Origin of the sequence: Hahella sp. HN01, from assembly GCF_018986435.1 — a bacterium.
GTDB lineage: Bacteria > Pseudomonadota > Gammaproteobacteria > Pseudomonadales > Oleiphilaceae > Hahella.
The window spans coordinates 121,359-133,812 of the sequence record NZ_JAHMIN010000007.1 but is presented as its reverse complement, the minus strand read 5'-3'; the positions used below and the strand labels follow the sequence as shown (position 1 = coordinate 133,812).

The following is a 12,454-nucleotide window of genomic DNA, read 5'->3' as shown; positions in this document are numbered from 1 at the left end:
GCGCCAGTTATCCCGATCAAGCTTCCCTTATGCCTCCTTCATGTCTCCTTCGCCGCCTCTAAGGTTGTACCAGTCGATTCTGCGCGTGGCGAACATGGCCGCGCTAAGGATGACAAACAATCCCAGAGAGCCGTACAGCAGCGCCAGATCCTGTTCGTTCAGTAGCGACAATAGATAGCCGTACAACACAATCAATAACGCGACAAAGGCGATGGTTAGCTTTCTCCGCCGGATAAACTGCCCGGCGTACCATCCTGCCTGCCCGATGACCGCGCCACAGGCGATCAAATACGCTGCCCAAGTCCCCAAATGCTCTGAAAGGGAGAGAAACAGCAGATAGAACAAACACAGAGTCAGTCCTGTAAACAAGTACTGCATAACGTGGATGCGCACGCCACTGATGACTTCAAAGAGCCACAGGCACGCAAAGGTGCAGGTAAGAAACAGTAACGCATACTTCACTGAACGGCTGATTTCCTGATATCCCGCCCCCGCAGCAGGTCGCGACACGCCGACTAATGGCGAAACCTGATCAAGCAAGGCAGGCGCTGACCCCGTCCAGGAAGCGGGAACCCCTTTGGCCAGAAACGGAATGTCCCATTTAGCGTAAAAGGTGTCCCTTTCCAGCTTACGCTCCACCGGCAGCCAATTTCCCTGAAAGCTCGGATCTAACCAGTCTCCATCGATTTCGATATTGCTTTCCTGCCCGACCGGCGATACATACAACGCCTGTGAGCCCTTTAAACGAATCGCCAGATTGAAATCATTAGGGGCGTCGGTGCGTATCGATCCTACCGGCAGTCGCATATGTACGCCGCTGACGTCAGCCATGCCGCCGCCGGGCGAAGGCGCAACCTCATGCTCATTCCAAAGAAACTTAATCGGGCTTTGAATCGCTTTGACATCCCCGATTGCTACCGAGAGATAGGCGTCTTTTAACCGTAGCGACTGGTTTTCCTCCAGCTCCTGCAATTGCGGACGCAGGTCAAACGCCCCTTTCAGATTGGCGTCCGTATGATAAAGAGGCGCCTCATAAATGCCGCGGTAGCGGATATCGCTGGTTACTTTAAATTTGGCGTGCAGATAGGTCGGCGTCACCATTAGATAATGGATCCGCATAATAGGTCTGGCGGCGGTCTCCGAAGCGACTGCTTTGGATGCGGTATCCACCGGAATGACAAGAAAGGGGCCGTTCACGGTCTGCTCGCCGCCCCACTTCTCAGTAATCTCCGTCACGACATTATGGTATCTGACGCTGCGCTCTCCAATCAGGCCATTAATCTCCACGATGGGAATCTGCAATATCAGGATCATCACGCCAATCATAAAGGCTTTGCCCAGTGGAGAATGCAGCCCAAACCGCCGCCAATTTACTTCTTTTACGTTCACCTTGCCCGCTCCTTTGTTTGTTCTATGGCTATCAAAACAAACAAATAGGGCGAACCGATGGGAAAATCAGGGCGAAATATGGCGGGGAGAACTTTATTGGGCGGGATGAATTCTCACCATTGACCAACTAGACTTTAGGTAACGCCTGAACTGATGCATTTCACTGGCTTGAGCCGTCATTTTAATAACAGCTGTTACCGTGAAGGTGTCCCATGAAAGCCTGCTCCACTTCCACGAACGCCGCCGATCCATATCGGGCGGGGACCATGATGGGCGACGTGCTTGCCGCCATAAACCCTGAAGTCATCTTCTTATTCTCCACCGTTCACTATGAAAACCCGCAAGAACTTGTCGAAGGGCTGTACGACAGTATCGGCAATGATGACCTGGTGATTATAGGCAGCACCGGAGACGGATTCTTTGAAAGCGAAGGGCCGCGGGACATCGGAGCCTGCGCGCTGGCGCTCAACTCGGAAGGCCTGGTCAGGTGGCGCGCCTCCCATGCATTGGGCGTCGGCGAGCAACCCGCGCAGACCGCGCGCACCGCCCTGTCCGACGCGCTGCAAGCCTGTGGCGACGACAAACCAACATGCATGTTTATGGTGTCGGATTTTCGCGCCGACGCCTCGCAGATTGAAAAAGTGCTGGAGTTCGAGACGGACATTCCCATTGTCGGAGGCTTCGCCGCCGACGACAACAAGATGGCCAGTTGCACCCTGTACGCCAACCGTCGCGCCCTTTCCGACGCGGTCGTTGTCATGACGGCGTCCGGCGAGCTGCATTTTGATATCTCCATCGGCAACACCCTGAATGCTGTCGGCCAACCGGGAATCATCGACAAAGCGGAAGGCGCCACGATTTTCTCCATCGACGGCACCGACGCCATGGATTTTATCGAACGGGAAACCGGCAAGCCGGTACTACAATCGGACCGTGGCATCACCTCCCTGTCGATTATTGATTCTGACGAACCGGATATCACCCGACTACGATCCATCGTGCCGGACTTTTCCGTTTCCGAGCGTTTCCTGGGGCTCTATGGCGGCATAGAACAGGGCAAGACGGTACAAGTATGTTTGGCGCAACCGGAAACCATTATCAGCGAGGTATACAGCATCGCCGAAAAGGCGCGTAAACGCGGCGTGAAACCTGTCGCTGCGCTTATTGTCAGCTGCGTGGGCCGTAAATGGCTATTGGGGCATGAGATCGAACATGAAATCCGCGCCTTGGCGGAGCACTTTGGCAGCGCCCTGCCTATCGCAGGGTTTCCGTCATTTGGGGAGATCGGTCCGCTCAAGACCGCGAAGGGTTATTCAAGAAACTTGTTCCACAACATGACCTATGTACTTCTGTTAATATCCGAATAACCCGTTCGCGCTTCCGTAGGGCATTGATAATAAATGAAAGCCAGGTTAATCAGTACGCTCGACCCTGCACCGCCAGGCTTCACCTTCCGCCACCCGCAAAAACGCGATCTGGTGGCCGGGCCGGTTGTGGTGGTCACCGATAATGCCGAGCAGGTGCTCGCCATTGTCGACCATCGCAGCGACCGCTTACAGGGAGCGATAGTCAGCTTCGGCGACGCCTTTGATCTGCAACCTCTGGGGCCACGCTGCTGGTTATTGCAGGCGCCTCATCACTGGTTCAATGACCTGGCGCAAATCTTCACTCCCATGTTAAAGGTGCTGGACGACACCATTCCGCTGCTGGATGAATCCCAGGAACTGCAGTTGAAACTGGAGCGCGCCAGTCGCGATCTGTCCACGACCCATGATGATTACCAGCGGGTCAACGCACGCCTGCAAAACAAGGTGGAAGCGGTCACTAAAGCCCAAGGCGAAATACTGGCGCTGAATACCGCCCTGGAAAAACGCGTAGATGCGCGCACCGCTGAGCTGGCGGAAACCAATCGCAAGCTGCTCGACGCCAAAGAAGCGGCGGAAAGCGCTAACGAGGCCAAAAGCTTGTTTCTGGCGACAATGAGCCATGAAATCCGCACGCCGATGAACGGTATCCTGGGAATGCTGGAGCTGCTGTCGCATTCGCAGCTCAGCGCCGAACAAACCAAGATGATCAGCACAGTAAGGGACTCCGCTTTCTCCCTGCTGAATATTCTCAACGACATTCTCGACTTCTCCAAAATAGAAGCCGGACGCATGGAGCTGGAGAACATCACCCTGTCCGTAGAGGAAATCATCGAAGGCGTGGCGGAGACAGTGGCGGCCAGCGCCAACAAACGCAATCTGCACCTGCATTGCTACGTGGACCCGGACATTCCCGACGCGCTTATCGGCGACGAAGTGCGCCTGCGCCAGATTCTGTTCAATCTGTGCAGCAACGCCACCAAATTCACCGACACCGCCAACGGACAGCAGGGGTGCGTCACCTTGCGCGCCGACCTTCTGCACAGCGCAGGCCAGCTCTATTCCATCCGCATCAGCGTCAAAGACAACGGCATCGGAATGGACCGGGGCACCCTGGACAAGCTGTTCAGCCCTTTCACTCAAGGGGAAAGCTCCACCACTCGTCGCTATGGCGGCACTGGGCTGGGCTTGTCCATTTGCAAACGCTTAACGGAGATAATGGGCGGGGCCATAGAAGTCGCCAGCGAACCAAAACAGGGCACGGAATTCCGGCTTAATCTAACGCTGGCCGCCGCCCCAGGCGCTCGCATAGAACCGCCTCCCACTTTGGATGGCATCGAAACACTGGTGGTCTTAAGCGATGAGCTCACTCGGGCGACTATCACCAGCTACTTGCTGAAATTCGGCGCAACGGTGCAAAGCTGCCAGGACATTAAAGAAGCGTCCGTGCACCTCTCCAAAGCCCTGCAACTGGACCGTACGCCTCCCGTTCTGCTGACCTACGCGGAGCAGGACGGCGATCTCTCTCCCTTGCTGAAGCTGCGTGGACAACCCTGGGGGCAGGACGTGCGCTTTATCATCCTGACGCCGCGACGCTATCGATCACTGAATCCGCCGCCTGACTCTGTCAAAGTCTACGTCTACCCGCTGTGCCGTAACGATCTCGTGATGGCCGCCGCAGCGGCTGCCGGACGCTGCAGCCCACCAGTCAGACACTTTCAGGACCCGGACAAAATACCCCGTTTCGACGTGCCGAATCGCCCAGGCCTGCACCCTGTGAGCATACTGGTGGCGGAGGACAACCTCACCAATCAGGAAGTCATCCGCCTGCAGCTGAAACGACTCGGCCTCGACTGCATTATTGTGGAGAACGGTTGCCAGGCGCTGGCGGTATGGCAGCAGCGTCAGGTGGATCTGGTGCTAACCGATTGCCATATGCCGGAAATGGACGGCTTTCAATTGACCTCGGCGATCCGGGAAAAAGAAGGCGCAGGCCTGCGCACCCCCATTATCGCGATTACCGCCAACGCCTTGCGTGGCGAAGCGGAGCGCTGTCTGCACGCGGGCATGGACGACTATCTTTCCAAGCCCGTGGAAATACGCAAACTCTACGAGACGCTGGCCAAATGGCTGCCGCATCAGCGCCGCAAGCTCAACCCCGCGGACCACCCGGAAATGGTGGAAGGCTCCGTGGACCTCAATGTCTTGAGCGACTCTGTGGGGCCGGATATAGACGTCCAGCATGAAATTCTCACCAAGTACCGGGAAGACGCCGCCGCCAACCTAAGGGCGCTGCTGCTTGCGGCCCAACAGGACAATCCCGAAGCCGTAACCTTCGAAGCACACCGCCTCAAATCCTCTTCCCGCGCCATCGGTGCGGAAGCCTTGGGCGAATGGAGTGAGAAAGCGGAAATGGCTGGGCGCGGCGCCAATTGGCGCGATATCCGCTTCGCAGTCAGCGGGATTGAGCAAGAGTTCGAAAAAGTAGACTATTATTTACAAAACTGGCTGGCCCATAACGGAGGTTGAGCTGACTGCGGCCAAACCGTCACGCAGCCCCGTCGCCCCCGACTGCTCCGTCCCCACATCGCGGCTGCTTGGCCGATACTGACGGAGCGAGCCTCGGCGACACAGATCAAAAGAGTTAAGAATTGATTGTTATGAGCGAAAAGCAGTTTTGTCACCTGAACGCCCTGATTATTGATGACGACGCCTTCATGCGCAGCATTATCACCAAAACGCTGCAGCGGCTTAATCTGGGGCGCGTGGAGAGCGTTGCGAGCGGAGAAGAAGCGCTGACCTTATTGGAAGACGCTGACTCTCATTTCGATATCCTGCTGGTCGACCTACTGATGCCCGGCATGGACGGTATCGAGCTGCTGCGCCATCTGGCAGAACATGAATACCAGGGCGGCGTTCTGCTATTCAGCGGCGCGGACAGCAAAGTGTTGAAAGCCGCCGTGAATGTGGCGCGAGCGCGCTACCTGAATGTGCTGGGGTCGTTGCAGAAGCCCGTCACCGTTGACGCCCTCACTTACTATCTCACCCATTACCAGTCTTATTTTCGCTCCCGTAACACAGTTTCCGGCGGCTCTCTGCTCAATACCAGCGAGCTGCGCCAAGGCTTGAACGACGGCCACCTCACGCTTTATTACCAACCCCAGGTGGATATGAAAACGGAAGCCGTCGTCGGAGTCGAAGCGCTCGCTCGTTGGAAGCACCCACAACATGGGTTGCTGGGCCCCGGCGCGTTTGTGCCATTAGCGGAAGAAAGCAATCTTGTCGGTGATTTCACCACTGCGGTGATCGCCCAGGCGATAGATCAAATGCAGAAGTGGAAGCAGAAGCAGCTCAATCTGCAAGTTGCCATCAACATTTCCTCTTCCTCTATTTCCATCCTGGACCTGCCGCACTTGCTGGAACACTACTGCCAGCACCATAAAGTGGAGGCGTCGAGAATCACGCTTGAGATTACGGAAACCCAAGTGGGACAGGATATGGTGACCATGCTGGAGGTGCTCACTCGCATCAAGCTTAAAGGGTTGGGGCTGTCCATTGACGACTTCGGTACCGGCTATTCTTCATTGGAGCGCTTGCAGCGCATTCCCTTCGACGAACTCAAAATCGACGGCAGCTTTGTGCACGGGTCCAATCGCGACCAAGCGGCGCGCGCCATTTTTGACTCCAGCGCCGCCCTGGGCAAACAACTGGGCATGAGTATCGTCGCGGAGGGAGTGGAAAATCAGGATGACTGGGATTACGCCGCCAAACTGGGCTGCGATATTGCTCAAGGGTTTCATATCGCCCAACCGATGGCCCCAGAGGATTTTGAGGCCTGGCTGAAGCGCCGCGAGGCAGGCAAAGAGTAGCTTACCGTTCAGGCAGATTCGGAGTGGGGATGTGAATCACGCCGCCATAGTCGAGAGGGATGCTGAACGTTTTCGACTTGTCCCAGTGGCAATATTCGGGATGCAGCTGCAGACACAGACAACGTAATAAGCCCGAATGCGCCACCACCAACGCCACTTTCCCCTTCGCTTCCCGCGCCAGGCGCTCAATAAATTGTTCACTTCTCCGATACAGATCTGGAAAACCTTCGCCACCCGGAGTGCGCTGAGTCAGCCAGTTGTCGCCCCAGTCCCGCGCTTCTTTTTGCGGCAAATCGGTTAGCAGCTTGCCATCCCAGTCGCCAAAACTCATTTCCATCAGAAGGTCGTCAAAATCCGGCGCAGGACCCAACCAGTCCGCCAGTGTTTTACAACGGGTCAGTGGACTGCTGTAAAGCAGGTCCCAGGCCGCCGGTAATTGCTCGCGAATGGCGGCGGCTTCTTCCGCAAATGTATCGGCCAGAGCGACATCAGATTGGCCATAAAGCGTTCCTTTCGGGACCGCAACCCGAGTATGCCGGATCAGATAGAGCTCCATAGCGCCCCCAGCAACAGGAATAGAACAATTTCCGCCAGTTGTTGCACGGCGCCCAGACAGTCTCCGGTGTAGCCGCCCAAACGACGGGACAAGTAACCAATACTGGCGCGACGCAGGAGCCACAAGCCCACAACCGCCAACGCCAGCGCTTTGACGCCCGCCAACAGCAGCGGCGCAAGCGCTATTACTACGGCAATGGCAATGTCTCTCGTTGCGATGCCTTTAGCGACCGGCTTGACCTTGCTGAGCTGGTCTGCGCGCACGTAGTTCAGACTCGCGATCAGACTGATCGCCACGGCGCGACTGCAGGCATGGGATATCCAAAGCAATAACAGGGCGGCGTCTGGAGTAAGCTGCGCCAGAATGACTATTTTCAGAGAAAGACTTAACGCCAGCGCCAGCGCGCCATAGGTTCCCACCCGGCTGTCCTTCATGATTTCCAGGATACGCTCCGGCGTGTGTCCGCCGCCGAATCCATCAGCGGCGTCCGCCAGTCCATCTTCATGAAAGGCGCCCGTGATAAGAACGCCTGCCGCAATAGCCAGCACCGCTCCGCCCCAGGGTCCATAGAAGTAGAGGCCCAGCAAATAAGCGCAGGCGGCCGCAAGAGCGACCAACCACCCAGTCAGGGAGATATAGCGACTGGCCTGATTCAGATCCGCTTCATTGAAGTCATACAGTAAGCGCACCGGGATACGGGTATAGAACTGCAAGGACAGCATCAGCAGGTGCCATTGCCGACGCAGGATCTCCGCCCAGCGCTGCGCTGCGGACGCCTCGGTTTCATTCACGGTTTCGTCGCCGCCCATGATTGTTCGGGATCTTTGGTCAACGCGCTCGTAGTCGCTCACGAATCGAGTCCGCTAACTTTTTTCACTGACGCCAGCGTCCGCGAAGCTGGCCATTTCATTGAAGAAATTCAGAGACGACTGCAACAAGGGATACGCCAGCGCACAGCCGGTCCCTTCTCCCAGCCGCAAGTCCATCTTCAGAATGGGGTCCGCCTTAAGCGCTTCCAGCATATGTTGATGCCCCTGCTCCATGGAGCGGTGGCAGAAAATAGCATATTCGCCAATGGCCGGCGCCAGCTTATAAGCGGCCAGATAAGCTGCGGTGGCGATAAAGCCGTCTATCAGCACCAGCATGCGGTTTTGCGCCGCGCGCAATATGCCGCCGACCATGGCGACTATTTCAAAGCCGGCGAATGTCTGCAGGATATCAATCGGGTTTTTCAGGTCAGGATACTTATCCGCCGCCTGCTGCAATAATTTAACCTTGCGCTCAAATTGCTCATCGCTCAGTCCTGTGCCGCGCCCCACGCAGTGCTCCAGTGGGACGTCGAGAAGGTAACTCATCAGCATGGAAGCGGAAGAGGTATTGCCGATGCCCATCTCACCAAAGCCCAAGACGTTGCAGCCTTCTTCCGCAATCGCATCGACTTGAGCCGCGCCCAGGCGCAACGCCTTCTCACAGAGTTCCTCGGACATAGCCGGTTGCTCTAGAAAGTTTTCCGTCCCCGGGCCGATTTTCCCTTTCACCAATTGCGGATGGTCTTCAAATTCGTGATTCACGCCTGCGTCGATCACCCGCATGTTGATATTGTGCTGACGCGCAAAGACGTTAATCGCCGCCCCGCCCTGCAGGAAGTTATGCACCATCTGCCAGGTGACGTCCTGTGGATACGCGCTGACGCCGGATTTCGCCACGCCATGATCGCCGGCGAATACCAGAATATGGGGATTCTTCAAAGTGGGGGTCATGGTGCCCTGAATGCGGGCGACCTGAAACGCCAGCCTTTCCAGTTGCCCCAATGCGCCCAGGGGTTTGGTTTTCTGATCGATTTTTTGGTGCAACGCCGCATCCAGCGTGTCGTCTATCGGGGGAACGCGCAAGCGTCTGATAAATTCCATTTTCATCCTCTTCTCGTCAAATAGTCAGTCATTGTTGTTTTCCAAACCCACGCGCTAACACATCAACAGGCCCAACCTAAGGTTCAGACCTTATTTTTAATAGTAATCAGTATACTTAGGCAAGCTCCAAACGACCTTTCAAGCAATGAGGCAGTCCTGCGACGGTCAGCACAACCCGATCACAGAGGGCGGCGAGGGCCTGATGCAAGAGCCCGGCTTCGTCGCAATACCGACGCGTCAGCTCTCCTAAAGGCGTAACGCCCATATTGGTTTCATTGCTGACGAAGATGATGTCGCCGTCGAGGTCGGACAGAATCTCCAACAACGCCTGCCGTTGCTGTTCAAAAAGTTCTTTGGAGTCTGTGATCAAAAGATTGGTAAGCCAAAGCGTCAGGCAGTCCACCAATACGAGACTTCCTTCCTGCATGGCGTCACGAATGGCGTCAGCGAGATAGATAGGAGCTTCAATCAACCCCCAGGCGGAAGGACGGCGGGCGCGATGATGAGCGATCCTCGCGGCCATTTCGCCATCGCCGGCGGTCGCCGTAGCAATGTAAACGACAGGTTTCCCCTGGGAAATCGCCAATTGCTCAGCCAATGCGCTCTTCCCTGACTTCACGCCGCCTAGAATCAACGTCCTCACGCCCTGCTCTCCCTGTCGCCGCTGTTTGGCTCAATCTGTAGAAACCCTGCGATTTCGTCCCAGTTTAAGTACTGATCCACGACATCCGCCAGGCGATTTATGTCAGCTTCTCGTAAAGCATCGTAATCCAGGTGTTGCACTTCGTTCAGTCCAGCCCAGCGCAATAGCGCCGCCAATGCCTGAGAGCTTTCAAACAGTCCATGCAGATACAGCCCCAGCACCTGATTATCATCGCTGACGACGCCGTCCAATCGCCCGTCCTCAAGACGCACCGCCGACGTTTGCGACGCTGCGCAGCGAGTCACTCCAGCATGAATCTCATAGCCGGTAATCGAGGCGTCATCCAACCAAAGATGTCCTTCCACTCGCCGCAATTGCTTTTCCGGCTCCAACGTGGTGGCGATATCCAGCCATCCGAGGCCGACGCTCTCTCCAGCGCCTCCTTCCAAACCATGAGGGTCGGCGATGCTACGTCCCAACATTTGGTAGCCGCCGCAAATACCGATGACTCGACCGCCATAACGTAGATGCTTGCGAATAACCTCTTCCCAGCCATTGTCGCGCAGCCACTGCAGGTCATTGCGTACGGATTTGGAGCCAGGAAGGATAATGAGGTCAGCTGACGGCGGCGACTGACCTGGTCCGATAAACTGGAAGTCCACCTGCGGGTGTAAGCGCAGTGGATCAAAGTCAGTGTGATTACTGATTCGGGGCAAGGCGGGCGCGATGACTTTAAGCGTCGCGCCAGATTTTACAATTGAGTCTCGCGGCAAGGCGTCTTCCGCTTCCAGATGCAGGCCGTTCAGATAAGGCAGCACCCCCAACACGGGCTTGCCGGTATATTCCTCCAGCCACTTCAGGCCGGGCTCAAGCAAAGCAATGTCGCCGCGAAAACGGTTGATGACAAAACCGCGCACCCGCCGCTGCTCGCTTTCGCTCAATAAAGCCAAGGTACCGACCAAATGAGCGAACACGCCCCCGCGATCAATATCCGCAATCAGGATGACTGGGCAGTCGACTGCTTCCGCAAACCCCATATTGGCGATATCGCGATCGCGCAGGTTAATCTCCGCCGGAGAGCCTGCGCCCTCCACCAGAACTGCATCGTAAGCGGAAGAGAGTCGTTGAAAGGATTCCAATACCGCCTGCATGGCGGTGCGTTTGTAGTCGTGATAGGCCACTGCGTCCATGTTGGCGCGAGCCTTGCCATGGATAATAACTTGCGCGCCAATATCCGTATTGGGCTTCAACAGCACCGGATTCATATCCGTATGCGGCTGCAAGCCACAGGCCTGCGCCTGCACCGCCTGCGCCCGCCCAATCTCACCGCCGTCTATCGTCACAGCGCTGTTCAACGCCATATTCTGCGGCTTGAACGGCGCCACATTCACGCCACGCCGCAGCAGACTGCGACACATCGCGGTGACCAGCGTGCTTTTGCCCGCATCGGAAGTGGTCCCCTGGATCATAAGCGTCTTATTAGCCACAACGCATTCCTTGACCACTACTCAACGTTTGCATTGAATTACTTTTTCTCTACTTCAATAAATACAATCTGTGCTGGGTCCTTATTAACAGGGATCGTTTTTTTCCGCTGTTCCGCCACAACACTAGCTATAACCAAATCTGGGTTATCCCCTCCAATACCTATCCATAACTCTCCACTAGGGCTTACAGCAAGGGCTCGGAGATTTGTGTTGCTCGTTCCCGGAATCAAGGACTTATAGGCAGCACCTGTAGATGGGTCAAAACGATATAGAGTATCGTCTTTATAACCGGTAGAACCTTTAAAATAACCGACTGTGTTTGATACTATCGCCATATCTGTAATAACTCCGTATGGATGATCAGTACCTAGGTCGTCATCAATTACCTGAGTGTGGGTAAAGTTGGTGGTATTGATTTTTTCAATTCCCCCAGTGTAGTCAGGCGGGGTTGAAGATGTTGCATACCTGCCAGAACCGACAACATACACAAAGCCATTCATCGTCACCAATTTGTGCGGGTTTTTGATACCTAGCTTAATCCCGTATTGAGCATCATCAGTAAATGTATTCACTTCTTTATCTGTAGTCGTATTTATGACGGCTATGTATGCATCATCAGGAGTGAATGTAGAGTCCATGCGCTGCATGGCCACATAGAGGCGCCCATTCACGATAACCCCAGCCGACATTTCTGGCACACCATCGTCATCGTAGTGACTCAAGTCTATTTCTTTAATTTTGAATTCTTCAGGATCGCTCGGATTAACCACCCAAATTGAAGAGGCGCCATAACGAAGTACATACGCCTTCGTTTCACTAACAAATAAGATATCGTATGGGTTACTTAAAGACTTACCAGAATCATTAGTTGATACTTGCCACTCGGGAACGCCCCCCGGACGATCAAAACTGTACTTAGTAATATTGTCTTGGCCAAACTTACCCAAGCGATAAAAGTAATCCCCCCAAGCAGCAACGGCAATATCAGACTTGTCTGAGCCAGCGTAACCTTCCTCAACATCATAAGGCGAGACGGCTGAAGCAATAGATATTTCACTTGAGTCGAACTTTGTAGAAATGTTAGCGATTACAGCAAGAGTCTCTGAGTTTGGAGTCGTTCCCGCAGTGCCCTCAACCCCACCACCTCCACATCCATTTAGTAATAAGACCAGCGCTTGAGATAGACCAATCCATCCTAATATTTTGTAGCTTCTTGGCATGACTGAACCCTCTTTT

At 55.1% G+C, this 12,454-nt stretch carries 10 protein-coding genes; 3 read left to right on the top strand and 7 right to left on the bottom strand.

Annotated elements, in window-relative coordinates; all coding sequences use genetic code 11:
- Nucleotides 1–27: 27 nt before the first annotated feature.
- On the bottom strand, nucleotides 28–1,389 hold the full coding sequence (gene creD, locus KP814_RS09130; protein ID WP_216736488.1) for a cell envelope integrity protein CreD: 1,362 nt from the start codon (nucleotides 1,387–1,389) through the stop codon (nucleotides 28–30).
- Between the two features lie 212 nt (nucleotides 1,390–1,601).
- Between creD and KP814_RS09125 the strand changes: the two genes are divergently transcribed.
- The 3 genes from KP814_RS09125 (at nucleotide 1,602) to KP814_RS09115 (ending at nucleotide 6,622) form a co-directional block, all read left to right on the top strand.
- Nucleotides 1,602–2,756, top strand: a complete 1,155-nt coding sequence (locus KP814_RS09125; RefSeq protein ID WP_216736487.1) for an FIST signal transduction protein — start codon at nucleotides 1,602–1,604, stop codon at nucleotides 2,754–2,756.
- 33 nt (nucleotides 2,757–2,789) lie between these two features.
- A complete protein-coding gene (locus KP814_RS09120; RefSeq protein WP_216736486.1) occupies nucleotides 2,790–5,282 on the top strand; it encodes a hybrid sensor histidine kinase/response regulator in 2,493 nt (830 codons plus the stop codon).
- 131 nt (nucleotides 5,283–5,413) lie between these two features.
- Nucleotides 5,414–6,622 carry an EAL domain-containing protein gene (locus tag KP814_RS09115; protein ID WP_216736485.1) on the top strand — a complete coding sequence of 403 codons (1,209 nt, stop codon included), beginning with the start codon at nucleotides 5,414–5,416 and terminating at the stop codon, nucleotides 6,620–6,622.
- 1 nt (nucleotide 6,623) lies between these two features.
- Here KP814_RS09115 and cobC read toward each other — a convergent pair whose 3' ends face one another.
- From cobC to KP814_RS09085, 6 genes are all read right to left on the bottom strand, one after another.
- Complete coding sequence (gene cobC, locus KP814_RS09110) at nucleotides 6,624–7,178, bottom strand: alpha-ribazole phosphatase (protein WP_216736484.1); 555 nt, start codon at nucleotides 7,176–7,178, stop codon at nucleotides 6,624–6,626.
- Nucleotides 7,163–8,029 carry an adenosylcobinamide-GDP ribazoletransferase gene (locus tag KP814_RS09105; protein WP_216736483.1) on the bottom strand — a complete coding sequence of 289 codons (867 nt, stop codon included), beginning with the start codon at nucleotides 8,027–8,029 and terminating at the stop codon, nucleotides 7,163–7,165. Before KP814_RS09105 ends, cobC begins: the two co-directional genes overlap by 16 nt.
- A gap of 12 nt (nucleotides 8,030–8,041) precedes the next feature.
- Complete coding sequence (gene cobT, locus KP814_RS09100) at nucleotides 8,042–9,088, bottom strand: nicotinate-nucleotide--dimethylbenzimidazole phosphoribosyltransferase (RefSeq protein ID WP_216736482.1); 1,047 nt, start codon at nucleotides 9,086–9,088, stop codon at nucleotides 8,042–8,044.
- Between the two features lie 115 nt (nucleotides 9,089–9,203).
- Complete coding sequence (cobU, locus tag KP814_RS09095; RefSeq protein WP_216736481.1) at nucleotides 9,204–9,731, bottom strand: bifunctional adenosylcobinamide kinase/adenosylcobinamide-phosphate guanylyltransferase; 528 nt, start codon at nucleotides 9,729–9,731, stop codon at nucleotides 9,204–9,206.
- Complete coding sequence (locus KP814_RS09090) at nucleotides 9,728–11,218, bottom strand: cobyric acid synthase (RefSeq protein WP_371824044.1); 1,491 nt, start codon at nucleotides 11,216–11,218, stop codon at nucleotides 9,728–9,730. Before KP814_RS09090 ends, cobU begins: the two co-directional genes overlap by 4 nt.
- Before the next feature lie 38 nt (nucleotides 11,219–11,256).
- Nucleotides 11,257–12,438 carry a hypothetical protein gene (locus tag KP814_RS09085; protein ID WP_216736480.1) on the bottom strand — a complete coding sequence of 394 codons (1,182 nt, stop codon included), beginning with the start codon at nucleotides 12,436–12,438 and terminating at the stop codon, nucleotides 11,257–11,259.
- Nucleotides 12,439–12,454: the final 16 nt, after the last annotated feature.

What these genes read in the sequence shown, in the direction of transcription:
- KP814_RS09120 (WP_216736486.1), top strand. Translation starts at nt 2,790, where the DNA reads ATGAAAGCCAGGTTAATCAGTACGCTCGACCCTGCACCGCCAGGCTTC.
- cobC (WP_216736484.1), bottom strand. Translation starts at nt 7,178, where the DNA reads ATGGAGCTCTATCTGATCCGGCATACTCGGGTTGCGGTCCCGAAAGGA.
- KP814_RS09115 (WP_216736485.1), top strand. Translation starts at nt 5,414, where the DNA reads ATGAGCGAAAAGCAGTTTTGTCACCTGAACGCCCTGATTATTGATGAC.
- KP814_RS09085 (WP_216736480.1), bottom strand. Translation starts at nt 12,438, where the DNA reads ATGCCAAGAAGCTACAAAATATTAGGATGGATTGGTCTATCTCAAGCG.
- KP814_RS09125 (WP_216736487.1), top strand. Translation starts at nt 1,602, where the DNA reads ATGAAAGCCTGCTCCACTTCCACGAACGCCGCCGATCCATATCGGGCG.
- cobT (WP_216736482.1), bottom strand. Translation starts at nt 9,088, where the DNA reads ATGGAATTTATCAGACGCTTGCGCGTTCCCCCGATAGACGACACGCTG.